Below are 25,921 nucleotides of genomic sequence, written 5' to 3'. Positions count from 1 at the left end.
TCATGCCGTCAAGTAAAGATATTCTCGAAGCCCAGCGCTTCAACCGTCATCGTCTGATTACGGCCTTTACGTCGGGCACTCCGGATGGTCGCGAGGTTGATCCCCCGTCTCCGGTGCGGCCTCTGATTTTCGGCGCGCTCGTTGCGATTATCATGTGCGTCATCGGTGTAGGTATGCGTTTCTTCAACGCAAACCCGAACCTGGACGGCAAGAACTTCGTACTCGTTGACGTGAAGTCCACGGGCGCCCGTTACTTCCTGGCCAACGGCGTTCTACACCCGATCTCGAATGTGACGACGGCGCGCCTCCTGTCCCAAGAAGGAACGCTTGATGTGATCTCCGCCAGCGCCTCGTCCCTGGCAGACAAGCCGCGCGGCGCACAGATCGGCCTGCCCGGCGTTCCCGACGACGTGCCGATCAGCAGCCAGCTGGGGAGTGCGTGGCTGTCCTGCGATCTCGAGGGCACGTACCACACCTGGGTCGGACAGAAGCTGCCGGAAGAGAACTTCCCCCTGACTCCCGCTGTCTCCGCGCTCGTCACCCCCGATCACGGCAAGACCACGTACTTTGTCGACGCTGCGACCGAGAAGAAATATCTCATCGACGAGACGGATTCCCGCTTGAGCGACTGGACGCTGGCTTTCCAGAACCGCGTCGGTTATCCCGTCGAGGTGGACCCACAATGGGTGGATCTCTTCCCTTCTGGCACGCCGCTGCGTTCCTGGAGCTACAGCGAAATTCCGAACGCGGGAGCGCCGGCGACCGACCTTCCGGGACCCCTCAAGGACGCGAATCTGACGATTGGCACCGTCGTCGAGCAGACCGACGCGAAGGGTGAGGTCCAGTTCTCCTACCTGGTCGTTAACTCCTCCCAGCTGGCCGTTTTCAACTCGACGGCTGCGCGTCTGTACCGCGACGCTCCGGCCACGAGGCAGTTCGGCACGGACATGTTCAAGGATGTGACTCCCGTCCACGCGGATTTCATCGGCGAGGACTGGCCGCGCTACGAGGATTTCTCGGACCCGGTGTGGGATGACCAGAAGGCTGACGCTTCGAACCGCACGGCCCTGTGTGCCCACATGTCGACGACGAATAAGGCAGTGCCCAAGCTTGGGCTCTATACGATGCCGCACCAACGCGCCGTGCAGGCGTCGTACGATGCCGAGTCCGTGAACTCGCCCTCCGGTCCGACCACGACTCGCACCGTGACAGTGGCGGGTGGCTCTGGGGCGCTCGTCGCGATCACATCTGCCGGCAGCCAGGCGGCTGCCTACGCCTTCGTCTCCGACCAGGGGTACATCCATTCGCTTGGCGCGACGCCCACCGTTTCGATGAACGCCCTGGGGTGGAAGCAGGATGATGTCGCTGCGATCCCAGAGACGTGGGCGAACTTGATTCCGCCGGGCACTGACATGACTCCGCAGGCGGCAGCCTCATCTGTGGGGCTCTCGTGACCCGGGGCGGCGTGCGCGCGCGGGTGATCAGCCACGGCCTCGTCGGTGCTGCAGTGGCGACGGGACTCGCGCTCGCGTCGGTTGTCGCCCCAGTGTCCTCCTCGGACGAGGCCGGGACATCCTCAGCGCTCGGCCCGACGATCGCGCACGCGGACCCGGCCCCCACACCGAGCGTTCGTCCCACCCCCACGGCGCCGCCTTCGGATGCGCCGACGGAGGCTCCGGAGCAGCGCCAAGAGGAGACCTGCCCGGTGGACTCTCCTCGCTACATTAAGCAGCAGCCGGTCATCCTCGACCAGGTGGGCGTGCGGCGTGCGTGGGATCTCACGCGTGGTGCCGGCGTGACGGTCGCGGTCGTCGACTCCGGTGTCGCCGCGGGCAACGAGCACTTTAACTCGGGGGATCCCTCCGTGGTCCTGCCCGGTGTCGACCTGAGCGGTGAAGGCACCGACGGTCGCGTCGATGTCGGAGAGCACGGCACGGCGATCGCCGGTGCGATCGCTGCCCGCCAGCTTCCCACCGCGAAGGGGTCCGGCCTCGTTGGTGTCGCTCCGGAAGCGAAGATCCTTCCGGTGCGCATCGAGACCGGCCTTGAGCAGGGAAACCCCGACAAGCCGGGGCAGGAACCCTTCATGTCGCGCGTGGCTCGCGCGATCCGGTGGGCTTCTGACAATGGTGCTCAGATCATCGTCGTCGCCCAATCCTCGAAGGATCCGAACTCGGATCTGGAGGCAGCGGTCGCGGCCGTGCGCGGGCGCTCGCTCGTCGTTGCGTCCACCGGAAACACCTATCAGGATCAGAAGAACAACGAGGTCGTCTACCCGGCAGCCTACGAGGGCGTCCTCGCGGTCACGGCCTCGGATGCCTACGGTTTCGCGTCCGACCAGCAAGTGCATGGCGCTCACGTGGACCTGGCGGTACCCGCAGCGGTTATCCTCACGACCTGGTTCGATCAGGCTGATTGCCTCGTCGGAGGGTACTCGGGTGACACGCCGCTGCCTTCCTCCTCCTACGCGACTGCCTACGCGGGTGGTTTTGCGGCCCTCGTGGCCTCCAAGTTCCCCAACGAGTCCCCGGACATGTGGAAGTACCGCCTCGAGGTGACCGCGCTGCGCGGTGCCGCCGATCAGCGTACGAACGAGCTCGGCTGGGGCGTCGTCGCCCCCTACGATGCGCTTACCTTCGACGACATTGGTACGAGGTATGGGCCCCCTCACCCCGACCAGGCGGCTCACCCCGTTCCGAACCGTCCTGCCGTGGGATCTCCGACCCTGGCCAACAGCAACGACATTCTGACGGTTCGCACCTCCATCGTGTCCGGGATCGTGGTCGTGGGTGCGGCTATCCTGGGTGGCCTCGTGATCCTGTCGCACCTGCGCGGTAGGCCGGTGGCCCACGAGAAGGATGACGAGGACATCGCATGACGTCCGCCGCCGTGCGTCGCTGGCGGCGCGTATGCTGCCTCGGAACGGGCAGTCTCGCCTTCGCTGTTGGTTCCGCCGTCGTCCCTGCCGCTCCCGCGATCGCGCTCGGCCCCGAGGTGAGTGCCGCCGACCAGGAGTATTACTCCTACTACCAACTGGGCTCGTTGCATAGCCAGGGCTATAACGGCGAGGGTACGGTCATCGCGATGATTGACGGGCATGTCAATCCGAACATTCCTGAACTGGCCGGCGCGACCATCGAGAACAAGAGCCCGTGCACGGTCAGATCCCTACCTGATAACGCGGATCACGGCACTGCTGTTGCCCAGGTCCTCGTGGCTCCGAAGTTCGGAGTAGCCCCCGGAGCGACTCTGTACACCTACGACCTGGGGTACAGCGAGGAGGAAGTCGGTGCCGACTGTGCGAACCCCGGCGTGTATGCGCGGGGCGAGGCCGATACGTCGCTGCTGATCGAGCAGGCGATCAACGACGGTGCTGACATCATCTCGATTTCGAGCAGTTACCCGATGTACAACGAAGACCTGCGGTGGGCCATGGCGCGAGCCATTTCGCAGGGCGTGATCGTCGTTGCGGCGATGGGTAATGACTCCACCGAAGACCCCGAGGATACGTTGCCCCTGTGGTCTGGGATCTGCGGAGTGGGTGCCATCGATACGAATGGGGCTCTGACCGAATATAGTAACTGGGGCAACGGCGTCGAGACCGTCGCCCTGGGGACGATCACTGTGCGCAGCGGTACCCGAGGAGAGGTGCTCACGATACAAGGAACGTCCTTTGCGACTCCTATCGTCGCAGGCTTCCTCGCGATTGCGTGGCAGAGGTTTGACGACGACGTGACAGCGAATCAGATCCTGCAGGCGATGACGACGACGGGTAAGGGGAGTAACGGGGAGTGGAACTACAGTACGGGCTTTGGTGCTGCCGACCCGTGGGGGCTGCTGAACGCGAAGGCCGCGTCCCTGCCCGATGTGAATCCGTGCGAGTCGAAGGCCTACTCCTCGAGCCCGAGCTGGCAGGACGTTGAGGACTACATCGATGGCACCGTTAACCCCCTGTTGATGAGGAACGATGACGACTACGTCTACCGCGGGTTCAACGAGGAGGCCGCCTTTAGTCCGGATAACGACTACCCCGTCCACCTTGGCACGAGTCCGCGCTATCACCGGGACTGATGGATCCGCTCCCGTCGGGTGGTGAAAGGATGGCGGGCCATTGACTTCGACGACGAGGCGTGGGCGCGCTCGAACCGGACGGCTCGGTGGACAGCTACACGAGCTGGGGTGATGGAGTGTCGGTCGCCGCCATCGCAGAGGGGTGGAGCGGTCCTTGACCGAGGGGAAAACTCCATTGTGAGTGGCACGTCGATGGCGTCACCGGTCGTCGCGGGAATCCTCGCGTCCGTACCGGCAGGGCTCTCCAACAGGCACCTATTGATCATCCATCGGTGCAGGCAATGATGCACAGCCGACGGTTCAAGAGAATTGGAATGACGTGGACGGGTTGTGAACACGATAGTGAACGTGAATGACCCATCGTGTGTCTAACGAGCGACCGATGATAAGAACGCGTTGAGTGACGAACAATAGTGCTCTGTTGGCCGTGGGAATCTGCCCGCGCTATCACCGGAAGTGACGAGTCGTCGAGGCATTGGGTGGCAAGGTGTCAATCATGAACGACCACCAGCCCGGTGTATTCATCCAGGAAAAAGGGCATTTTGCGGGTTGGAGCTCACCTCGCAGATATGCTCAGTCGGTTAGAATAACCGCATGGTAGATGTGATGGGGCAGACGCCCGAAGAATTTGAACAGATGCTGAATGACCAGATCGCCGCCGCCCAGATGAAGGCGAACGCGATCAAGGCGCTCGTTGAGCGACTGAGCTCCGCCCGCGTGTCTGGTATGGACAGCAACCAGGACGTCGAGGTTGAGGTGAACTCCGACGGTCGCATGACCAAAATCTCCATCGACGAGAATGCGATGCGTGGAAGCGCCGAGGATCTCGAGCGCTCAGTCATGGAGGCTTACGCGGATGCCGGACGCAACATGGCGACCTTCGTCCGCGAGCGCGTCTCCCAGGACGTCAAGGACGAAGGCGGCGCGATCGAGGCGTATGCCGCCACCGTCGAACCCGTGCTGAACTCGCTCGGGCGCTGATAGCGATGGCAAACTACGATCTCGCAATCGACCTGGAGCGGCTCGTTAGCCACGCGGGCGAGGTGGACAACTGCGCCGACACCCTCGACAACTGCTACGACACCGCCACCCAGACCCTGGGACAGGTCATCACGAATGCATTCGGCCTGATGTTCATGCAGTACACCGCCGTGTGCACCTATCAGTTCTCGAACATCGCGGCCATGATCAACGACGCCGCCGAGGCAGAACACCGCTTGAGCAACTGCCTCCTCGACCTCGAGCAGAAGATGCGTGACGCCGAGCGCGGAAACAAAGATCTTATTGAGGCACCCGGAGACGGACTCGAGCCGACGCCCACGCCTCCTAGCGGAAGACCGCCTATGGAGGTGAGCGCACCGTATGACGGCCCCGGCGGCGGCGGTGGTGGTGCTACTCCCTCGCTCGGCGGCGGAGGCGGTGGCGCTACTCCCTCGCTCGGCGGTGGTGGCGGTGGCGCTACTCCCTCGCTCGGCGGCGGAGGCGGCGTCTCGAACGGTCCCACCGGCGGTACCCCCACCATGCCCAAGCCGAGCAGCGCCGAGGACACGATCAAGGGCCTCGACAAGGACAAGAAGGACGGCGAGAACTCCTTCGCGAGCATGCTCGCCGGACACGACAAGGTGTGCGTGGGCGAGGATGAACTCCGTGCCTTCCTCGAGAAGCAACGCGGCGACGAGAACGCTGACCTGAAGACATTCTACGAACGTCAGAAGGAAGACCAGGCAAAGGTCCTCGAACGCTACGCCGAGGCGCACTCGGGCGAGGATATCTCCGAGGTGAAGACGCTCATCGAGGACAACCAGAAGCACCAGCAGGACGCGACGACCGACTTCCTCGCGAAGCAGCGCACCGATGAGGAAGCCCAAATCCGAGAGTTCGTCAAGGACAATCCGAAGGCAACTCCCCAGCAGTTCGACACCTTCCTGTCCAAGCAGCGCAACGAACAGCAGGCCAGCTTCCGTGCCTTCGTTGACGAACAACAGAAGACCCAGAACGCGCGCATCGACGAGTTCACGAAGGCTCATCCCGAATCGAAGCCGGAAGATGTGCGTTCCCTTTTCGATAAGCAGGACAAGCGCGGTGACCAGGACATCGAGACTTTCCTGACCCGTCAGCGTCAGGACGAAGAACGCACGCTGCGTCGCTTCATTTTTGAAGGAGTGAAGAAGTGAGCCCGCAACAGCCGGTATACACCCGTAGCGAGTGGATGGATGGGTCCGACGACGCCCTGGGCCCCATCGGCGATATCCGCGACGCTGTCATTCAGCTCCAGGCCGGCCAGTGGATGGGTGGTGCCGAGTCTGCCCTCAGCGCTGCCCAAGGCATTGGCGATATCGCCTTGGGTGGGCTTAGTGGCTTGATCAGCTACGGCGTCAACATGCTCCTCAACTACGTCGATCCCCTGAAGTTCTGGATGGACCAGCTCACCGGCGACTCTGCGCAGGTGAACGGTATGGCCATGACGTGGGCGTCCATCGGAGACTCTCTGCGCTCAACGGGATCCGAGATCGAGTCCACCTCGACCAGCGCCATGCAGAACATGAAGGGTGCAGCCGTCACCCGGTACCTGGAGCGTCAGGGACAGGTCGTTCGCTCGATCAATACGTTGGCCGACGCGTCCGCCACCGTGGGAGGAGCGGTCGCGAAGGCCGCCGAGCTCGTCAAGAAGACCCACGACTACGTGTGCAAGCTGATCTCGGACATCATCGGTGAAGCTCTTGAAGGAGTGGCGCTATCGGGCCTGACGTTCGGCATGTCGCTCCTTAAGGCCGCGGAAGCTGTTGCCCAGAGGGCTGCTGCCGAGGCTGTGAAGGTCGAGAACATCCTGACGCTGCTGAAGATGGCGTTCGATGAACTCAAGTCGCTCTTCGACATCCTCACGGCGGCCGCTCCCGCCTTCCTCAGCGCAATCCGCGAGGTCGGCAAGGATTGCGGTACCCCCGGTGGCGGTTGCTGCGGCGAAGGATCGTCCTCGAGCAGTGACAAGCCGAAGCGTTCTCCCCTGGATGAACCCATTCGCAGGCCGCCGGCAGACGAAGAGAAAGATAAGCACATCATCGATCGGCTGATCGATCCGCTTCTCGAGCCCTTCCGCGTTGCTGAGGATATCGGCAAGCCAATCGTCAAGCCTATTGGTGATGCGGCGAGGAAGGTCGCCGAGGATCCCGAAGGATACGGCCTCACCCGCCCCTTCACACCCGGGATCCACGTTCCCCCGTCGACAGTGGGGAAGAAGACCGAGCAATAGTACGGCAGTGGTCCTTGCTTCAAGGGAGCGAGCGTGTCGAACTCCGAGGAAAACTGAGGCAAGGATTCGAGCGTCGTCAACAGAGGTTTCTCTTCTTCCTCTGGTAGCTCCTAGGAGCTCTCAGAGTCGCGTTAGCGACCTCGACCGGTAGGGGTGCCCCGCGCAGAACCTGTGCGGGGCACCCCTTATGTTCGCGCAGCTGAACGCCCGGGTGCGCTTCGTGCGCTACACGTGTGCGTACCGATGTAGGGGGAAGCGTTTCTGCCGCTCCTACGTCATCTGGCGTGTTCTCCTGCCGACTGAGCGGGCGGGCGGAGCGTAGAGGGGGCCTCGGCCTCACTGCGTCGCATGCGAGCGCCCTATCTGGTCACGGAGCGTTAGCCTGCAGTGATCCTGCGCGCTGCCGGGGTGCTTGTGGCGAGAGGACAGCTCTGCTCTGTGTGACCGTTCGTGTGCGTGCCGGTGGCGGCCCCGAGTGCCTACGTCTCGGATCGGAATGCATTCGCCTATTGTCCGTCCGTCACGAGCGTTCGTTTGCCGCGCGCATCTTTTTCGGCCGGCGTTGATCATCCGCGGCCTCGTGCGTGCGGCTACCCGCCCCGGCCTCGTCGAATCCTGAGATCGTCGGACCGACGCGACAGCCACATGCTCCCGGCCTTGAAGGACCGCTACGGGCGGTTCGCGAAATACTCCAGCAGGTGCGAGTCACCCGACACAATGATCTCGTCGTCAGCGTTGATGCGCGTGGTCGCGTCCGCGTACTCGAAGCGCTGCTTGGGGTGGCGCACCGCCAGCACGTTGACTCCGTATCTGCCCCGAAGATCCAGCTCTTCGAGTGAGAATCCGTGGACCTCCTGCGGGGGACGCAGTTTCATGATGGAAAAGCCGTCCTTCTCCATCTCGATGTAGTCAACCATGCGGCCGCCCACGAGGTGCGCGGTGCGCTTTCCCGCGTCCAGATCGGGGTAGACCACGTGGTGGGCACCCACGCGTCGCAGGATGCGGCCGTGCTGGGAGGACGTGGCCTTCACCCAGATCGACGAAATACCCATGTCAACGAGGTTCGCGGTGATGAGGACAGCTGCCTCCAGGGACGAGCCCACACCGACGACGGCGCTGCGGAACTCACGTGCGCCGAGCTGTTCGAGGGCATCCTTCGAGGTCGCGTCGGCCTCGACGAGAGGGAAACGACCGGCGAATGCCTGTACGCGCGCCGGGTTCTTTTCGACGGCCAAGATCTCGTATCCCAGCTGGTCCTGCGTCACCGCGACGGCGGCGCCGAAACGGCCCAGTCCGATGACGAGCGTTCCTGACTGGAGTTCCTTTGACTCGCGTTCATCTGCCATGCCCCCATTCTTCCCTGCGGGCGCGTGCGCCGCGAGCGGTGCGGGCGCGTGCAGCGAGTGTTGCGGGTGGGTTGTGGGTGCAAGTTGTTGGTCCGGGTGTGTGTCACGGGCGCAGGGGCCTGGGATGTGGGTTGTGGGTCGGGTGTGCGCATCGTGGGCGCGGGGGCGTGGGATGTGGGTAATGGGTGCGGGGGGGGGGGGGCGTGGTGTCTGCGTAGTGGCGCAGGGGCGTGGGGTGTCGTGTGTGGCGTGAGCCAGTGGCCGATCCAGGAGCGTGAAACGCGCGTGAAACACGAAGTGGTGCGGAGTTCTTGATCCACTGGAAGGTACGACTGCTACGGGGCAGAGAGCACGATGTTTCCCCGCGATGTCAGACGTAATGAGGGAGGGCGTTCCGTGTCGTCGGTTTCCGCGTTGGTTGGTTTCTGCCGCGGTTGTAACCGGTGGCGCTTTTGTTGGTTGTGTTGGTGGGCTGGTTGTAACTGGTGGGGCCTTTGTTGGTCGTTTTTGGGCTAGATTGCCGTGTTTTGTGTTGTCGGTGGTGCCTGCGGTTTCATGTGGGCGTGTGCGAGTGCTGGCGGTGGTGCCGGTGGTTTCGTGTGGGTGCGCTCGAGCTGTGTCGGTGGTGCCTGCGGTTTCGTGGGGAGTGGGTGTTGGTCGGTTGGTTGTAACCGGTGGCGCTTTTGTTGGTTGTGTTGGTGGGCTGGTTGTAACTGGTGGGGCCTTTGTTGGTGGTTTTTGGGCTAAATTGCGGTGTTTTGTGTCATCGGTGGTGCCAGTGGTTTCATGCGGGTTTGGGTGCGCGCTGGCAGTGGCGTCTCCGGTTTCGTGTGGGGCCGAACGCGTGCTGGCAGTGGTGCTTGCGGTTTCACGCGGGCGCGCTCGAGCTGTGTCGGTGGTGCCAGTGGTTTCATGTGGGCGTGTGCGAGTGCTGGCGGTGGCGTCTCCGTTTTCGTGTGGGTGCGCTCGAGCTGTGTCGGGGCGTCTCCGGTTTCATGCGGGTGCGCTCAAGCTGTGTCGGTGGCGTCTCCGGTTTCGTTCGGGGCTGTGTGTTGGTCGGTTGGTTGTAACCGGTGGCGCTTTTGTTGGTTGTGTTGGTGGAATGGTTGTAACTGGTGGGGCCTTTGTTGGTGGTTTTTGGGCTAAACTGCGGTGTTTTGCGCTGTCAGTGGTGTCTGCGGTTTCGTTCGGGAGTGTCGACGCTGCGGCAGTGGTGCCTGCGGTTTCACGCGGGCGCGCTCGAGCTGTGTCGGTGGTGCCTGCGGTTTCATGTGGGCGCGCGCGAGTGCTGGCAGTGGTGTCAGTGGTTTTGATGCTGTCTCCCTGGTTCTTCTGGGTGTCGATCATCTGAACCGGTTGAGTGCTCGCGCAGCTACGTGCATGTGGCTTGCTCGTCATAACGCTTGCCCACAGTCAGGTGTGTTCGGCAACAGCCTGGGAGCCGCCGTCGCGCATGGGACGTGCTGCTGTCTAGCGGGTCGACCGAGCGCGGACAGCGACCGAAACCTGGGCGACGACCTCGTCGATGAGTTTTAGATCCGACCAACGAACCCGAATCACCTTCCAGCCAGCGCGTTCGAGGTCTCTCTGGCGACGCTGCTCTGCCTCAATGCTGTCGTGGACTTGATCGATGGTCTCCCCGTACTTGATGCGGCCATCAAACTCGATGGCGATCTTCAGGTCAGCCAGAGCAATGTCGATAAAGTACGTGCGGCCGTCAATGTGGACCTCCTCTTGAGTGCTGATTCCTATAATCCCAGCGCGCAGCAATGCGAGTAAGACGAGGGCTTCCCCGGGAGACTCGCATCCAGCGTCAGCGTGGTTGATGATCCACTTGGCTTGTTTTCGCCCCGGGGTGTTGTGCGGCATCTGTTGAAGCTCGGCGAGTATCTCCTTTCGTGCGCTACTCGCTTTGGTGCGCGACTCCTTCAGATGGAAACGGTCGAACTCTGATGTTCGAGAGAGGCCTGCACATACGAGAGGGAACGATTGCGCATCTTTATAGTTGCGGGCGCAATCGATCAGAATCCGGGTGGGCGTAGCAACCCTAAAACCCAGATATTCCATGGAAGGAATCGGATGTTTCGGTCTCGATGTTTTGAACATCGCGCCAGAAATCTTGGAACCATCAGGTAGCCGGAGTGGAGGAAAGAGGACTTTTCGAGCCCCACCTTGAGTAGGCGAGTAAGCGATGGTGTCCTTGATGCGGCAAGAGGTGGGAAGCCCCAGTAGAATCCCTGCACTTGCACCACTCAAGACGTATCTCGGATGACGAATACTGAATGCTGACAAGCGAGCTATGAGGGCGATCTGTGGGTATTCGCTCAATGGGTGCCCTTCAAAGCTCTCTACGGGAAGATAAACGCCGGTCAGGACACGCAGCACCTCTCCCGATTTGAGCTGTCTGTGTAGTTGAACCTTCGTTCGGTGGACTCCCACAATCAGGAGGGAGGAACGAATGGATGTGATGAGTTCGGACAACATGGGGGCATCACCGTCAAATCATGCGTGTGCGGTTGTTCTGTGAATGGTCTCCCAAGATGGGCCGGCCTGAGAAGTAGAAATACGAACCCTGTGGATACAGGTCCTTGACTGGAGAGGCCTGTGGATAAAAAACGTGCAGTAAAGGGGAATGATGTGAGTCTGCAGGACGTCGTAGGTTTCGTATCTTTCCGAGCTGGAGTTGACAATGGTGCCTGCGGTTTCATGCGGGTCTGGGTGCGCGCTGGCAGTGGTGCTTGCGGTCTCATGCGGTTTGGGTGCGCGCTGGCTGTGGTGTCTGCGGTTTCATGCGGGCGTGTGCGAGTGCTGGCAGTGGCGTCTGTGGTTTCACGCGGAGTGGGTGTTAGTCGGTTGGGTGAAACCGGTGGGGCCTTTGTTGGTTGTGTTGGTGGGCTGGTTGTAACTGGTGGGGCCTTTGTTGGTGGTTTTTGGGCTAGATTGCCGTGTTTTGTGTTATCGGTGGTGCCTGCGGTTTCGTGCGGGCGCGCGCGAGCTGCGGCAGTGGTGCCTGCGGTTTCATGTGGGCGTGTGCGAGCGCTGGCAGTGGTGTCAGTGGTTTCGATTGGGAGTGTCGACGCTGCGGCAGTGATGCCTGCGGTTTCATGCGGGCGTGTGCGAGTGCTGGCGGTGGTGCCTGTGGTTTCATGTGGGTTTGGGTGCGCGCTGGCAGTGGTGCTTGCGGTTTCACGCGGAGTGGGTGTTGGTCGGTTGGTTGTAACCGGTGGGGCCTTTGTTGGTTGTGTTGGTGGGCTGGTTGTAACTGGTGGGGCCTTTGTTGGTGGTTTTTGGGCTAGATTGCCGTGTTTTGTGTTGTTGGTGGTGTCTGCGGTTTCGTGCGGGCGCGCGCGAGCTGCGGCAGTGGTGCCTGCGGTTTCATGTGGGCGTGTGCGAGCGCTGGCAGTGGTGTCAGTGGTTTCGATTGGGAGTGTCGACGCTGCGGCAGTGGTGCCTGCGGTTTCATGCGGGTCTGGGTGCGCGCTGGCAGTGGTGCTTGCGGTCTCATGCGGTTTGGGTCCGCGCTGGCTGTGGTGTCTGCGGTTTCATGCGGGCGTGTGCGAGTGCTGGCGGTGGTGCCTGTGGTTTCACGCGGAGTGAGTGTTGGTGGTTGGTTGTAACCGGTGGGGCCTTTGTTGGTTGTGTTGGTGGGCTGGTTGTAACTGGTGGGGCCTTTGTTGGTGGTTTTTGGGCTAGATTGCCGTGTTTTGTGTTATCGGTGGTGTCTGCGGTTTCACGCGGGCGCGCGCGAGCTGTGTCGGTGGTGCTTGCGGTTTCATGCGGGCGTGTTTGAGTACTGGCGGTGGTGTCTCCGGTTTCACGTGGGCGCGCGCGAGTGCTGGTGGTGGTGCCGGTGGTTTCGTGTGGAGCCGAACACGCGTTGTCAGTGGTGTTAGTGGTTTCGATCGGGAGTGTCGACGCTGCGGCAGTGGCGTCTCCGGTTTCATGCGGGCGTGTTTGAATGCTGGCGGTGGCGTCTCCGGTTTCGTGTGCGGCCGAACGAGTGCTGGCAGTGGCACCAGTGGTGTCACGCCACCACGCCCGCTGGCGGTCGAGCCACCGCGCGATGCCACAGCGGCACACGTAGCCCGCATCTGGACCGGCTTTCATCCGAGGGGCCGCAACCGCCCCGGCCATCAGCCGATGATGGGCTGCTCCTCGGGCATACGGATGACGCGGGAGCGTTGGCGCAAGGCCAGGGCTGCGGCCACGGTCATGGAACCGGTGCGGCCCGCGAACATGAGGAAGATGAGCACGTATTTGGCACCGGTCGGCAGGATCGGGGTGATGCCCGTGGAGAGGCCGACGGTCGCAAACGCAGACACGGTCTCAAACAGGATGATGTCGAGCGTGTACTCCGTCATCGACATCAGCAAGACGACGGAGACGGCAACAAGCGCCAGGCCCAGCAGGGACACGGCGACCGACAGCCGAATCGTTGATGTGGGGATGCGGCGTCCGAAGGCTTCGATGTCGCGGTCGCCTCGAGCCTCCGCGATGACGGCGAGAACGAGGACGGCGAAGGTCGTGACCTTGACGCCGCCGGCCGTCGACGCGGAGCCGCCGCCGATCATCATGAGGATGTCTTGGATGAAGTGGGTCTGCGAGCGCATGGCACCCACATCGAGGGCGGACAGGCCCGAAGAACGGGAGTTGACGCCGGCGAGCATGGCATTGAGGATCTTTGACGGCGTGTCGATCGCGCCGAGCGTCGTCGGATTGTGCCATTCGGTGAGGGCCAGCGCGAGGGCACCGACGAATGCCAGGATCAGGTAGGTGGACAGCGTCAGCTTTGTGTGGAGACGCCAGCGGCGAGGAGTGCGCAGGTTCTTAGCGACGTCCATGATGACGGGGAAGCCGATGGCACCCACGGTCGTTCCGAGGATGATGGGGATCAACATCCACCAGTCGGTCACATGGGGGGCGAGGCCGTCGGGGAGGATGACGAAGCCGGCGTTGTTGAACACGGAGATCGCCATGAAGACGGCATCCCAGATGGCGCGCGCCGGGTCGAAGCCCATGGCGAGGAATCGGGGGAGGAACATGGCGGCCAGGAGTGCCTGCATGGTCAGCGATGTGGCGATGACGGCTTTGAGGAGCGTCGAGATCTGGCCCATGGCCCCCGTCCCGGTCTCCTGCGTGGCAAGCATGCGCTGGGTGAGGCCAAGGTGACGGGAGACGGCGAAGCCGAGGATCGATGCGAGGGTCATGACGCCCAGGCCTCCGACGACGATGCCGGCGGCGATGACGGCCTGGCCGAAGGGGGACCAGTAGGTCGCGGTGTCCACGGTGGTCAGGCCGGTCACGCATACGGCGGAAACGGCGGTGAAGAGCACATCGACGAAAGGCGCGGGTGTGTCCGACGAGGAGGAGATGGGGAGCATCAGCAGCGCCGTGATGACGCCGATGATGAGCGCGAAGGTGCTGAGCGCGAGGCGAGCGGGTGAATAGCGTGCCTGCTTGGATAGCCAGGCGCGCACGCGTTGCGCGGCTGAGGTGGGTACCTCGCCGTGCGGGCTTTGGGGGCCTCCGGGGACACGTCGGACGACTGGGGAGGGCTGCGGATTGAGGGTTTCCTCGGAGATTGCGGGGGACGAGGCCCTGGCTCGTCCGCGCATCAGGGAGCGTGTTGCGCCGGGTTCGGGACGCAGGCGAGGGGGCTTCGCTCGCCCTGTGCGCCCGTTGCGTGCCCGTGCCATCCTTGCTCCTTAACGACTCTGCAACAAAAGTGGACAAAGTTGCAGTTTCCATGTGGTTAGGCAGTAGTATATTCGTGAGGCTACGGAAGCGGTGAACGAATCGGGTTTAGCGCGCCTCGCGAGCACACTGGGAGTCATTAATGGAACAGCAGTCGGCGCCGCGTTTTATGACTGTCACGGAAGTGGCGGACATCATGCGCGTCTCTAAAATGACTGTGTACCGCTTGATTCACGGTGGCGATATGCCCGCGATTCGCGTCGGAAAGAGCTTCCGCGTCCCGGAGGCCGCAGTCGCCCAGATGATCCAGTCTGGTATTGCGGATCACTCTGGTGACCAGGCTCGCGTCATTGGCGGGTAGTATAGGCACGATGTGCCCGGCTCGGGCACCCATCATCCATCAGCGGTAGTACCTCTGCCGCACACACTACGAGGGAGGAACCCCATGGGCTCCGTCATCAAGAAGCGCCGCAAGCGCATGGCGAAGAAGAAGCACCGTAAGCTCCTGCGCAAGACGCGTCACCAGCGTCGCAACAAGAAGTGAGCGAGCGGAGGCCCGGCCATTTGGTCGGGCCTCTCGTGTATCCGGGGCCCTATACTTGGATGTCATGGAACGCACCATTATTCACGTTATGCGCCACGGTGAAGTGGACAATCCGAAGGGTGTTTTGTACGGGCGCCTGCCCGGTTTTGGGCTGACGGAGCTGGGCCATTCGATGGCGGCCCGCGCCGCGCAGTACCTCGTGGATTCGGGGGCGGATATTACGAGCGTGATTTCTTCGCCGCTCCTGCGCGCGCAGCTGACGGCCGCGCCGACGGCGGCCGCGTACGGGCTGACGCTTCAGTCGGATCCGCGTCTCATCGAGTCCGATAACGTGTTCGAGGGAATGCCGGTGAACTCGAATCGCGCGATGCTGGCGAACCCGAAGTACTACAAGTACTACCGCAATCCGCTGCGACCCTCGTGGGGTGAGCCCTACCGCGATGTCGCGTCACGTATGAGCGCTGCCCTCTCGTCGGCCCTGCGCCAGGCTCGGGGGCATGAGGCGCTCGTCGTGTCCCACCAGAATCCGATCGTGACCTTGACGCGCTTCGTGAACGGTCAGCCGCTGGCCCACGCCCCGAAGTCGCGCCACTGCGCGCTCGCGTCGATCACGTCGTTCATTTTCTCGGGCGCGACGCTCGTGGGCACCTCGTACGCGGAGCCCGCTGCAGACCTCGTGGCGATCGCGAAGGATATGACGCCGGGCGACTCGCAGGCGGGCCTGCGCCGCTGAGGCCTACGCCGGGGGCTTCGCGAGGGGCCTGGCGGCCCAGCCACGTGCCCCGAGGCCGGGCCGTGTCGGCGTGCCTCAGTTGGCCTCGTCGCCCGAGGCCGCGGTCGGGTCGCTGTCCTCGCCCTCGGAGCGCTTGCGCCGTTCCTGCTCGCGGCGCTCTTCCTCGCGACGCTTACGCTGGATGTCGCGCTCGAGGCGGAACAGGAACTCCGGGTCGTCGTCGGGAGCGGAGGGGCGCTTCGGGGCCTCGGCCTGCTTGCACTGGGCCTTTTCCGCGCGGGACACCCAGCGCAGCACCAGCCATGCGAGGGGGCCGATGGCGGCGATGGTCGCGGTGAACAGGATGATCATCAGCCAGATTGGCTTAGCGATCTTGCCGGGCATCTCGGCTTCGGGCGTGCGGTGCCAGTCCGCGGCCGCGTAGATGGTGACGGCGAGCATGGCGACGACGAGGGCGATCCTGAGCATGTCCCTAGTCTACGGGGGTGTGGCTGCTCACGCTGGGGGCACTCCCGGGGCAACCGGGGGACGTAGAAGCTGGCTTAGCGTCGAGTGACGCGCGGGAGGGTCGCGTAGGAGGGCGCCGCCCCCGGTGCAAGCACCGCGGTCGATCCCGCCCGGATCCCGTCGGCCACGGCCTCGACGAAGGGCTTTCCCAGTGCCATTGCGGCCGCAAGCGCACCCACGCACGCGTCCCCTGCCCCGGTGGTGTCCACGGCCTCGCCGAGGGTGAGGGCGGGGCAGTGCCCGGCCTCGCTGCCCGACGCCCAGGCTGCTCCGTCCGCTCCGAGCGTCACCATGACGTGCTCGGGGCCGAGGGCTCGGAGCGCCCGCGCAATGCCGATCGCCTGCGTGGGGTTGGAGGGGGTGGGCGTTCCCAGCGTCAGGCCGGCCTCGGTTTCGTTGACGACGAGGATGTCGATACGGGCCATGAACGCGGCGTCGGTGGGGCGTGCGGGTGCCAGGTTGAGCACGACGCGCGCGCCGAACGAATGGGCCCACGCGAGGGCGGCGTCGTTTGCCTCGGCGGGAATCTCGGCCTGGAGGACGACGATGTCGGCGGGGGAGGGGAACAACGAGGCCTTGGCTGGCTCGACCGTCACAGAGGCGTTCGCGCCGGCATCCAGGATGATCGTGTTTTCCCCGGACGCGGCGACGGTGATGAGCGCGGTCCCGGAGGGCCCGTCAACCTCGCGCAGGTGCGTCACATCCACGCCGTGTGATGCGAGGTCGGAGCGCAGGCGTTGGCCCGACGGATCGGAACCGACGGCACCCACGAATGCGACGGCGACGCCCGAGTGTGCGGCGCCGGCGGCCTGGTTCGCCCCCTTTCCGCCCAAGCTGTAGGTCAGGGACGAACCGGACAGGGTCTCGCCCGGGTCGGGGAAGCGGTCGACCGTGACCGTGACATCCTGATTGATCGAACCGACGACGATGACGCGTGCCATGAGGGCTCCTTCGCGAGTGGTTGCTCTATTGTGCCACGTCGCGCATGTGATGATGTGCGCTTCGACGCTTCGTGGACTGGGCCTGGGGCGCGCTCTCGGTGGTGCCGTCATTTAAGTGTTGCTTCATTCGGTCACTAGTTTCCTCTCATACTGCTAAAGGTTTGATTTGTGGTGAACTAATGGCCGTGCGCACCCTCCGCTTCTTCCTCTCGTCGCGCGCGGCAGGCCCCACCTGCCGCGTCAACACCGTACCCTCGCAGGTGATCCGCGGAGCCGACTCGGCCACCGGGGTCAACGTGCGCACCATTGCGACCGACGGTGAGCTGGCGGATGGCCCCGCGCGGGTCCTCCTCCCGCTCCTCGGCGTCTACGCGCTCGGCACCGTCTCCCTGCAGGGATTCAACCTGGTCTACCTGCGCGTCGCGCAGGACATCGGCGCGGGGGACGCCTCCGGCTTGATCACCGCGATCCCCGGCATCGTTCTCGGCGTCGCATGCTTCCTGTACGGAACCCTCGGAGACTTCATTCCGCTGCGGCGTATCGTCGACGTGGGCATCGGCCTCATCGTCGCCGGGTCCCTGCTCGGCTTCGCCTTCTCCACGTCCCTGGTCGGCGTCATCGTCGCCCGAGCGCTCCAGACCCTGGGGTACCAAGCCTCGGCCTCGGCGTACATGATCCTGGCGACAGCCATCCGTGACCCGAGGCGCAGGGGACTCTACGTGGGCCTCATGTGCGCGGCCTTCCAGGGCGGCACCGCGATCGGCATGCTGTCGGGCGGCGTCCTCGCCGACATCAACTGGGCGCTTCTTCTCCTCATTCCCCTCGCCGGCCTTGCCTTCCTGCCCATCATGGGGCGCCGAGTCCCCGCTCGTGCCCGCGCCGGACGCGTCGACGTTGTGGGCCTTGCGATCTTCTCATCGCTGGCCCTGCTGCTCACCCTGGTCGCCGCGAACCCGCGCTGGTGGCTCGTCGCGGGACTCGTGCTCGGCGGAGCGCTTTTCTGGCGCTACATTGGGCGTGCGCGTGCTCCCTTCATTACGCGGTCATTCTTCGCGAACGTGCCGTGGGCGCGCTCGATCAGCCTCATTGTGATCGTCTACTGCATGAACTTCACCGTCGCGCCCCTCATGAACGGCGTCGGTGCCGCGCACTACGGGCTCACGCCCGCGCAGGTGTCCGTGCGCCTGCTTCCCGCCTACTGCGTCGCCCTGGCCACCGCCATGACGTCCGGGATCGTCATGGCACGCATCGGGCGCGGGCGAAGCGTGCGCGCGTGCATCGGCCTCATCCTGACGGGCACCGCCCTCCTCGCCCTGTGCATGAGTATGGGGCCGTGGGTCATCACCGCTGCCATGTGCTTCATCTATGCCGGCTTCGGCGCCTTGTTTACGCCTATCTACGACACGGTGTTCGCGACCGTCTCCCCTGGCCAGAATGGACGCGCCGTTGCCATGAACGACCTCGCCATGCAGGGCAGCGCCGCGATCGGCATCGGCGTGTTCACCCCGTGGCTCGCCTCGGGTGCCTTCCGGGCCGTTGCCCTCGTCTGTGTTGTTGCTGCGGTCATCGGCATCACCGGCGACTGGCTGCACGAATACCTGTACCGCCGCGGTCGCTGACCCGCTAGGTGTTCCGAGCCGCCTGCGGGGCGAGGAGGGCGAGTGGTCGCGCCGCTCGGCGCGCCGCCGTTTGTTGTGTCATCCCTGGCCTGCTGGTGGGAGGGAGGGGTCGAACCAGTCGGGGATACGTCCGGGCTGGTCGATCAGCTGCTTGGGATCGCCGTTGGAGCCGTCCGAGGGAGTGCCCTGCGTGTAATAGTACGTGGCGGTTTCTTCTCCGAGTCGTGTCGTCGCCGACACGACGGCCTGGTACTCCTCGTTAATCCACAGGTAGTCAACGATCTCGACTCCGTTGGAGGTCCAGCGTTTTTCGGATAGTTCGAACCCGAGGGGGAGGAGGCGCTCATTGTAGGTGTCGCGGATGCGATCCGTATCAAGCTCGGCGAAGAAAAACATGCGCGAATGGAAAGAGCAGATAAGCTTGCCATTCTTGTTGAGAGTGTAAACTGTGTAGTTGTTCTTGTACGCCACGAAGTTCTCTTCAGTGACAAGTTCGTTGCGCGCGGCAATGATCGCCGGCTCGATATCACGCTGAAATGCCTCGACAGATTTGACCCGAGGGATGAGCGGATTCATTGGTCCTCCCAAAAACGGTGCGCACGAGGTCGTGCACAGCGCCAGGAGGGCGCATGTGAGGAGGGCGAGTGGTCGCGTCGCTCGGCGTGCCGCCGTTTGTTGTGTCATCCCTGGCCTGCTGGTGGGAGGGAGGGGTCGAACCAGTCGGGGATGCGGCCGGGCTGGTCGATCAGCTGTGGCGGTGTCCCAGTGGATCCGTCCGAGGGCGTGCCCTGCGTGTAATAGTACGTGGCGGTTTGCTCGCCGAGCCGCGTCGTCGACGACACGACGGCGTGGTACTCCTCGTTAATCCACAGGTAGTCAACGAACTCAACTCCGTTGGAGGTCCAGCGTTTTTCGGATAGTTCGAATCCGAGGGGGAGGAGGCGCTTGTTGTAGGTGTCGCGGATGCGGTCGACGTCCAGCTCGGTAAAGTAATACAGCCGAGTATGGAGCGAATACAGCGGTTCCTGGTCGGATCCGAGGCGAGCGATAGATTCTCCGTCTTTGTATGCCATGAAGTTCTCTTCAGTGACGAGCTCGTTGCGCGCGGCAATGATCGCGGGCTCGATGTCACGCTGAAAGGCTTCGACGGATTTGACCTGGGGAGTGCTCGGGGTCATGGGTCCTCCAAGGAGCGGCGCACACGCAGCGCACGCGATAGTTGAAACAAGTATGACAAGGGGTGCGAATAGTCTCCTCATGCGGGAGGGGTCCCTGCAATGACGCTGGCGATGTCGCGGTTCGCCGGAGTATCTTTCTGGAAGTAGCCGCTGTGTTGGTCCCACGGCTGATAGGAGCTCGGAGCAGGGCCGACGTCCCCGGAGAGGTGTTTGTACCCGTCCATCGTGTCGGGGTTCTTACCAAACCAATCATCCGGGCCGACGCCCTGGACCACATCATGAAGGTAGGGAGCAGCGCTTACATAGGTGTGTCCTTCTGGGACGTGGAGCTCGCCCACGTCCTGGACGCCCGAGCCGGGCGAGCCGAATTGCACCAGATCGTCGATGACGCCATCGCCCACCTGGGTTGCGGCGATGCCCGCCGTTGTCGAGCCGTAGGAGTGGGATGCGACCGTGATATGCGCGTCGCCCTTTCCGTGCTCGCGCGCCGCGTCGATGCCGTTCAAGAAGCGGGCTAGCTTCGGCGCACCGTTATTCGCCATGATCGGGTTCGACGCCCCAACGATGCCGCGGGGAGCGTCGTAGCCGAAGAACTCGACCATCGCGACCTTTTCGCCCGGCTTCACAGCACGTTGGGCAGCTTGCCGCATGACTGTAGCGTGATCGTCGTAGTCCAGGATGGAGCCGTTCTTGCCGTTACCCGCAACGCTCGTCGTCATGCCGGGCACGATCACGCCGATGTGGTCGGCGTCGTCGGGGTTGTTCTGCGAGATCGCGGCGAGAATGTTCGGTCCGCTGGCGTCAAGCTGCATCAGGTAGCGTGGAATGGAGGGCTTCTCTGATCCTGATTTCTCGAGGGTTGCGTCGATTTTATCAAGCGCTGTCACGCGGTCTTTTAGGCGCTCTTCCTCAGCGAGCAAACCGGAGTTCTCCGGCGTCACGGGGATGGAAGTGCCGTAAGTATCGTAGAACTGCTGGAGCTCATCCTTTGCCTGCTTCTGAAGGCGAGGCAACATGATGCGATTTGCCTTGTCGCGCGACGCGTAGTCGACGCCCTCAAGGTTGCCGATGACGTCGGGATGCTGCTCGATCATCCACTGCTTATCCTTATCGGACAAAGCGTTCCACCAGGATGCCACCTGCTCAGGAGATGCACTCTTCGGAGGCAGTGTCGGGCGCGTTGCGCCCGTGGCGGAGTAGTGCACGCCGTTGTCGAAAGTTCCCCTGTTGAGGGAGTCGATCATCATCTCAAGCTTTATGACGAGGGCATCGGCAGTGCCGATGATGGTCGCGATTCGCTGGGTAATCCTCGCCATGACGTCTAGCCGGTTGAGTGGATTCTTAATGTAATCAATGACTTCGTCAGCGATGGACCGGAGGAATGAAGCGACTCCGCTCGTATCAATGTGTACGCCGCATGAGTCCGCTAGCTGCATGACGTCTTCGACATCTGCCTTGATCTTGCTGATGCCCTGCACGCCTTCGGAGGCGATCTCGCCCGCCCCGATGAGGTAGTTGACAGTGTCTTCCATAGCCTTGATGCGCTTACGGAGATTGTCCTGGGCGGCAGTGACGGTGAGTCCAGTGCCCGTCAGGCTATTGAGCTCAGTGACGAGGTCTTCGGCTGCTGTCTGCAACCGTTGCTGCTTAGTGGCGCATTTTGTGGCAAGCTCTCGGAGTGGGGCAGGATCCCACTGAAGAATATTAAACCAATTCACGGCTTCATCACCGGATCCAGGGCACCCGCGCCCATCGGGGCGTGCGGGCCCGGCGTGCAGGAATCATTGCTCATCGTGGCCTCCGCTTGAACGGTGAGTAGTGCTGCAGGTCAGCCTACCTGACAGATGGTTGTTTTCATCGCCCGACGGGTTATTGCGAGCGTGAGGCGCCCCGGCCTCGTTGACCAAGAACTAGGAAAGCACCAGGGCGACGGCCGCGAGAATACTCCACGACAGCGCGAAGAAACCGGTGTTGCGCAGGACCGTGATGAGCTCGCGACCCGAGGCGCCGGTGAGGATCGGCAAGCTCACACCCATCGCCCAGGCGGCCGCGCCAACGCCCAGCGCACACGTCGCCAGCGGGTGCAAAGCGACCGCGGCACCGAGAGTGACGATCATCGCGACAGGAAGCCACGCGCAGGCCGCGAACACCCAGCGTGACGGACGGTCGCCCAGGCGAACGGCCGCAGTCATCTTGCCCGACTCGCGGTCTGTCGGAATGTCGCGAATGTTATTGGCCATCAGCAGCGCCACCGACAGCAGACCCAGCGCCGAGGCGCTCATCCACAGCCACCACGGAGCTGATTGAACCTGAGTCCAGGTCGTGCCCACGCACGCCAGCAGGCCAAAGAACACGAACACCATCAGCTCCGACAGGCCGATACCCATGTAGGCGTAGGGGTGCTTGCCGCCCGTGTAGAACCACGCGGCCACGACCGCCGCAGCGCCCGCTGCGATCAGCCACCAGGTGCCCGAAATCGCGACCAGCGCGAGGCCGGCGACGCCGGCCACCCCAAACGAGCCGAGCGCGGCAGCTAGCACCGTCTTCGGCTTGGCGAGGCCGCCCCCCGTCAAGCGAGCAGGCCCCTTGCGGTTGTCGTCCGTGCCGCGAATGCCGTCCGAATAATCGTTCGCGTAATTGACCCCCACCTGCAAGGCCAGCGCCACCACGAGCGCCAACGACGCGCGCACGGCGTCGAAACCCCCCAGGTGGTGCGCGGCCGCCGACCCCACGATCACGGGCGCGGCGGCGGCAGGGAGGGTGCGTAGGCGAGCGCCTTCAATCCAGTCAGAAACGGAAGCCATGCCCACCAGTGTAGTTGGAGCGGGCGCTGACCCGGGCAGCGGGCTAGCGCACCCACTCCCGTTCGGTGCCCGAGGCCTGCGCTGCGGCCTGTGCTGCGGCGGCGCGGTCGATCTTGTCGAAGCCCAGGTAGGGGAGGGAATCTACGGCCACGATCCGGCGAGGAGCCTGCGCGCGTCCGATGTGCGCCGCCGCATGCTCGCGGATCGCCGAGCCAAGCTCCGCCATCTCCAACGAATCCGACGGCATCTGATCGGCAACGACCAACGCGGTGACCACGTGACCCCACTTCTCGTCCGGGGTGCCCAGAATCCACGCATCCGACACGCCCTGACAGAAGCGCACCGCGCGACGCACAGGACCCGGCGCGATCGACAGGCCGCCCGACACGATCACGTCATCCGCGCGGCCGCGCACCTCCACCCTCCCGGAAGCGCGGATGATGCCCAGGTCTCCGGTGATCAGCCAACGGTGGCCGCCCTCGTCGAAGAAGGGGCTGTCCGCGTCCAGGTAGCGGGTCATGAGCGTCGGGCCGTGGATGGCCAGGCGCGTCCGTCCGTCCCAATCCACCGCGCGCACCGACGTGCCCGGCAGCGGCCTGCCGTCGTACACGCAGCCCCCCGCCGTCTCCGTCATGCCGTAGGTGAGGCGCACCTTCAGGCCCGCCTCGGTCGCGCGGGCGTGCACGTGCTGACTCGTCGCCGCCCCACCCACGAGGATTGCCGCCAGGGAACGCATCGGGCCCACGACCTCCTCGCCCGCATCGAGGCACTGGGCGAGCTGGGTGGGCACCAGCGACAGGTAGCCGGGCATCTCGTCCTGCGTGGCCCCCTGAATCGCGGGCAGGAGGGCGCGGGGGTCGAAGCCCTCGGACGTGTCGACGATCTGTGGGTTCGTCTCCGCGACCGCCGCGCGCAGCAGGATCATCGCGCCCGCGATGTGGTGTGCGGGCATGGCCAGGATCCAACGGCCCGGGCCTTCCAGAGCCAGCTCGGTTGTTTTCGCCGAGGCCATGAGAGCCTCGATCGATAGGCCGACGAGGCGGGGGGTGCCCGCGCTCGATCCGGACGTCGGAACGACCAGGTCGATGCCGTCGAAGAAATGAGGGTCGTGGTTGATGCGCTGGGCGAGGCCGGGGTAACGGTCCTCCGGGAAAGCCTCCTCGGGGGCTACCGCGGAGCCGCGCAGTGTCGCCGGTGGCACATCCTCGGGGGTGCGCAGAATGACGACCGTGTGCGGTGCCGGATGATTCGGGTCCGCCTGACGCTCCTCGTAGAGCTCCACGAGCTTATGAATCGACGCATTCGCCAGCGCGACCGCGCCGATAGCGGTGCCCCCGGGCACAACAAGAAGTCGTGGCGCAGTCATGATGAGCCTCCCAAAGTCGACAGCGAACGCATACACAACCAGGATAAGCGCTCGTGTTCCCGCAGGTGGCGAGGGACCTCGCGGCAATAATCACGTTTGTCGGTTGAAACGGCGAAATAATGCCTCTTTCCCTGTGGCAGACAACGCAGCTGAAAATTCAACGTTATGTGCCCGCAACTGCACGCGAGGCTATACGATAGGTGACGATGCTCAAAGTACTATCCCTGAGAACCAAGTGGGCGATCGGCGTTGTGAGCGCCCTCGTCCTCCTCGTCGTGTGCGCCGGCGTCGTCTACGCCGCCAACTACTCCGGACGCGCCCTGCCCGGCACCAGCGTCGCTGGGACCTCCGTGGCGGGCATGACCCGCGACCAGGTCGTCTCCGCCGTGAACCAGCGCGCCGACGCCACCAACGTGACCCTGACCGTCGAAGGCAAGACCACCGAGGCCTCGCTCAACGAAGCGGGTATTTCGGTCGACGCCGACGAAACCGCCGACGCCGCTATGAAGGGCTCCACGTCCTTCCCCGCCTTCGTCAGCGCCCTGTTCTCCGAGCGCGACATCGAGCCCGTCGTCACCGTCAGCGAAGAGTCGATCAAGAAGCTCGCGGCGAGTGCGAACTCGACCCTCACCTCGGAAATGAAGGACGCCTCGGTCATCGTCGCTCAAGATGGCCAATCCTTCACCGTCACCCCCGCTCAGATGGGCAACGGCGTGTCCGCTGAGGACGTGGCCGCCGCCGTGAAGCAGGCGGGTGCCACCCTCACCTCCGTCACCCAGGACGTGAGCGTGCGCCAGATGGAGCCCTCCATCACCACTGAGAACGCTCAGGCCGCCGCCGAGAAGGCCAACGCCCTCCTCGAGACGAACATCGAGATCTCCGACGGTATCGACACCTTCAGCGCCGAGCGCTCCGACAAGGTCCAGTGGGTTGAATTCCTCACCAAGGATGACGGCAGCCTGGACACTCCCTCGATCAGCACCGTCAAGGTCGCCGACTGGGTGAACGCGCTGGCCGCCACCACCGACGTCAAGCCGCAGAACCGCGTCGACAACGTCGACTCCTCCGGCAACGTTCTGACCGTCGCCCGCGAGGGTAAGAAGGGCCTCAAGACCAACAACACCGAGCAGGTCACCAAGGACATCATCGCCGCCATGACCGCTGGCACCCCCTACGAGGGCCTGTTCCACTACGACGATGTCGAGCCCGGCTCCGAGACCAAGCAGGTCGCCGAAGGCACCGAAAACCTGGTCTACCAGGCAGCCGAAGGCGAGAAGTGGGTCGACATTAGTCTCGCCGACAACTCCGTGACCGCCTACGTTGGCGGCAAGGTCGCCGGCGGCCCCTACTACATGGTTCCCGGCGCACCTGACACCCCGACTGTCACCGGCACCTTCCACGTGTACCTCAAGTACGACGTGCAGACCATGCGCGGCGAGAACGCCGACGGAACCAAGTACGAGACCGAAGGCGTCCCGTGGGTCACCTACTTCACCGGCTCCTACGCGATGCACGGCGCCCCCTGGCGCTCCTCCTTCGGATGGAGCGGCTACGGCGGCTCCCACGGCTGCGTGAACATGCCCGTCGACGCAGCGAAGTTCATCTATGACTGGACCGACATGGGCGACACGGTGGTCGTGCATTACTGATCTGTCGTGCGCTGCCGATGACCACTGAGCATCGAGGGCGGGCCGGAACCCACAGGTTCCGGCCCGCTTTTTCCTCACCGTGGTGTTGCGTGTGTAGGCGGGGCTGCCCGCGATTGTATGAGCGTGTAAACGCGCGCATTCGATGGCCCAGGCCGGGTCCCGCAGGGAGGGGTGGTGCCTGCGCGTGTAGGGCACGAGCCCACACGCCGCACATGCCTC

At 63.7% G+C, this 25,921-nt stretch carries 21 protein-coding genes; 11 read left to right on the top strand and 10 right to left on the bottom strand.

The features are described from left to right. Positions 1–2 precede the first annotated feature (2 nt). The 6 genes from RDV55_RS03300 to RDV55_RS03275 all read left to right on the top strand — a co-directional run bounded on the left by RDV55_RS03300 (position 3) and on the right by RDV55_RS03275 (position 7,321). Positions 3–1,454: a type VII secretion protein EccB gene (locus RDV55_RS03300; protein WP_111824330.1), complete on the top strand. Its 1,452-nt coding sequence runs from the start codon at positions 3–5 to the stop codon at positions 1,452–1,454. Then, positions 1,451–2,878 (top strand): S8 family serine peptidase, encoded by a 1,428-nt coding sequence (locus RDV55_RS03295; RefSeq protein ID WP_245907776.1) that lies wholly within the window; start codon positions 1,451–1,453, stop codon positions 2,876–2,878. Before RDV55_RS03300 ends, RDV55_RS03295 begins: the two co-directional genes overlap by 4 nt. Then, positions 2,875–4,071: a S8 family peptidase gene (locus RDV55_RS03290; RefSeq protein ID WP_111824331.1), complete on the top strand. Its 1,197-nt coding sequence runs from the start codon at positions 2,875–2,877 to the stop codon at positions 4,069–4,071. Before RDV55_RS03295 ends, RDV55_RS03290 begins: the two co-directional genes overlap by 4 nt. A gap of 594 nt (positions 4,072–4,665) precedes the next feature. Further along, positions 4,666–5,052 carry a YbaB/EbfC family nucleoid-associated protein gene (locus RDV55_RS03285; protein WP_111824332.1) on the top strand — a complete coding sequence of 129 codons (387 nt, stop codon included), beginning with the start codon at positions 4,666–4,668 and terminating at the stop codon, positions 5,050–5,052. Between the two features lie 5 nt (positions 5,053–5,057). Then, positions 5,058–6,245, top strand: a complete 1,188-nt coding sequence (locus tag RDV55_RS03280; protein ID WP_111824333.1) for a hypothetical protein — start codon at positions 5,058–5,060, stop codon at positions 6,243–6,245. Further along, positions 6,242–7,321, top strand: coding sequence for a hypothetical protein (locus tag RDV55_RS03275; RefSeq protein WP_174703843.1), 1,080 nt, complete (start codon positions 6,242–6,244; stop codon positions 7,319–7,321). The genes RDV55_RS03280 and RDV55_RS03275 overlap by 4 nt, the downstream gene beginning before the upstream one ends. 668 nt (positions 7,322–7,989) lie before the next feature. Here RDV55_RS03275 and RDV55_RS03270 read toward each other — a convergent pair. From RDV55_RS03270 to RDV55_RS03260, 3 genes are all read right to left on the bottom strand, one after another. Beyond that, positions 7,990–8,667 (bottom strand): potassium channel family protein, encoded by a 678-nt coding sequence (locus tag RDV55_RS03270; RefSeq protein ID WP_111824334.1) that lies wholly within the window; start codon positions 8,665–8,667, stop codon positions 7,990–7,992. Between the two features lie 1,470 nt (positions 8,668–10,137). After that, a complete protein-coding gene (locus tag RDV55_RS03265) occupies positions 10,138–11,151 on the bottom strand; it encodes a DUF559 domain-containing protein (RefSeq protein ID WP_111824336.1) in 1,014 nt (337 codons plus the stop codon). 1,649 nt (positions 11,152–12,800) lie between these two features. Beyond that, entirely contained in the window at positions 12,801–14,363 is a 1,563-nt protein-coding gene (locus RDV55_RS03260; RefSeq protein WP_174703852.1) for a TrkH family potassium uptake protein, read from the bottom strand. A gap of 140 nt (positions 14,364–14,503) precedes the next feature. Between RDV55_RS03260 and RDV55_RS03255 the strand changes: the two genes are divergently transcribed. The 3 genes from RDV55_RS03255 (at position 14,504) to RDV55_RS03245 (ending at position 15,638) form a co-directional block, all read left to right on the top strand. Continuing rightward, positions 14,504–14,722: a helix-turn-helix domain-containing protein gene (locus tag RDV55_RS03255; RefSeq protein ID WP_111824553.1), complete on the top strand. Its 219-nt coding sequence runs from the start codon at positions 14,504–14,506 to the stop codon at positions 14,720–14,722. A gap of 84 nt (positions 14,723–14,806) precedes the next feature. Further along, positions 14,807–14,905, top strand: coding sequence for a 30S ribosomal protein bS22 (locus RDV55_RS03250; protein WP_003792170.1), 99 nt, complete (start codon positions 14,807–14,809; stop codon positions 14,903–14,905). Positions 14,906–14,969: 64 nt separating this feature from the next. After that, the gene (locus RDV55_RS03245; protein ID WP_111824552.1) at positions 14,970–15,638 is read left to right on the top strand and encodes a histidine phosphatase family protein; all 669 of its coding nucleotides are present in this window, start codon (positions 14,970–14,972) and stop codon (positions 15,636–15,638) included. A 75-nt stretch (positions 15,639–15,713) separates the two neighbouring features. Here the strand turns inward: RDV55_RS03245 and RDV55_RS03240 are convergent, their stop codons facing one another. Next, positions 15,714–16,106: a phospholipase gene (locus RDV55_RS03240; RefSeq protein WP_111824551.1), complete on the bottom strand. Its 393-nt coding sequence runs from the start codon at positions 16,104–16,106 to the stop codon at positions 15,714–15,716. Between the two features lie 74 nt (positions 16,107–16,180). Next, positions 16,181–17,086 (bottom strand): ribokinase, encoded by a 906-nt coding sequence (locus RDV55_RS03235; RefSeq protein ID WP_111824550.1) that lies wholly within the window; start codon positions 17,084–17,086, stop codon positions 16,181–16,183. Positions 17,087–17,271: 185 nt separating this feature from the next. Here RDV55_RS03235 and RDV55_RS03230 point away from each other — a divergent pair, with 185 nt between their 5' ends. Further along, positions 17,272–18,705 carry an MFS transporter gene (locus RDV55_RS03230; protein WP_111824554.1) on the top strand — a complete coding sequence of 478 codons (1,434 nt, stop codon included), beginning with the start codon at positions 17,272–17,274 and terminating at the stop codon, positions 18,703–18,705. 78 nt (positions 18,706–18,783) lie between these two features. On the opposite strand, the gene RDV55_RS03225 is transcribed toward RDV55_RS03230, so the two are convergent. The 5 genes from RDV55_RS03225 to RDV55_RS03205 form a co-directional block, all read right to left on the bottom strand. After that, positions 18,784–19,281: a DUF4853 domain-containing protein gene (locus tag RDV55_RS03225; RefSeq protein ID WP_309187989.1), complete on the bottom strand. Its 498-nt coding sequence runs from the start codon at positions 19,279–19,281 to the stop codon at positions 18,784–18,786. 104 nt (positions 19,282–19,385) lie between these two features. Next, the gene (locus tag RDV55_RS03220) at positions 19,386–19,883 is read right to left on the bottom strand and encodes a DUF4853 domain-containing protein (RefSeq protein WP_111824541.1); all 498 of its coding nucleotides are present in this window, start codon (positions 19,881–19,883) and stop codon (positions 19,386–19,388) included. 77 nt (positions 19,884–19,960) lie between these two features. Beyond that, on the bottom strand, positions 19,961–21,520 hold the full coding sequence (locus RDV55_RS03215; protein ID WP_245907791.1) for an alpha/beta hydrolase: 1,560 nt from the start codon (positions 21,518–21,520) through the stop codon (positions 19,961–19,963). A gap of 273 nt (positions 21,521–21,793) precedes the next feature. Next, on the bottom strand, positions 21,794–22,687 hold the full coding sequence (locus tag RDV55_RS03210; RefSeq protein WP_111824539.1) for a 1,4-dihydroxy-2-naphthoate polyprenyltransferase: 894 nt from the start codon (positions 22,685–22,687) through the stop codon (positions 21,794–21,796). Between the two features lie 43 nt (positions 22,688–22,730). Beyond that, a complete protein-coding gene (locus RDV55_RS03205) occupies positions 22,731–24,053 on the bottom strand; it encodes an AMP-binding protein (protein ID WP_174703850.1) in 1,323 nt (440 codons plus the stop codon). A gap of 206 nt (positions 24,054–24,259) precedes the next feature. On the opposite strand from RDV55_RS03205, the gene RDV55_RS03200 reads away from it, so the two are divergent. Beyond that, a complete protein-coding gene (locus RDV55_RS03200) occupies positions 24,260–25,702 on the top strand; it encodes a L,D-transpeptidase family protein (RefSeq protein WP_111824537.1) in 1,443 nt (480 codons plus the stop codon). The last annotated feature ends 219 nt before the right edge of the window (positions 25,703–25,921 follow it).

This window comes from Schaalia odontolytica (assembly GCF_031191545.1).
In the GTDB taxonomy this organism is placed as follows: Bacteria; Actinomycetota; Actinomycetes; order Actinomycetales; family Actinomycetaceae; genus Pauljensenia; species Pauljensenia odontolytica.
The sequence above is the reverse complement of the archived record's forward strand: the minus strand, read 5'-3'. Positions and strand labels throughout refer to the sequence as shown.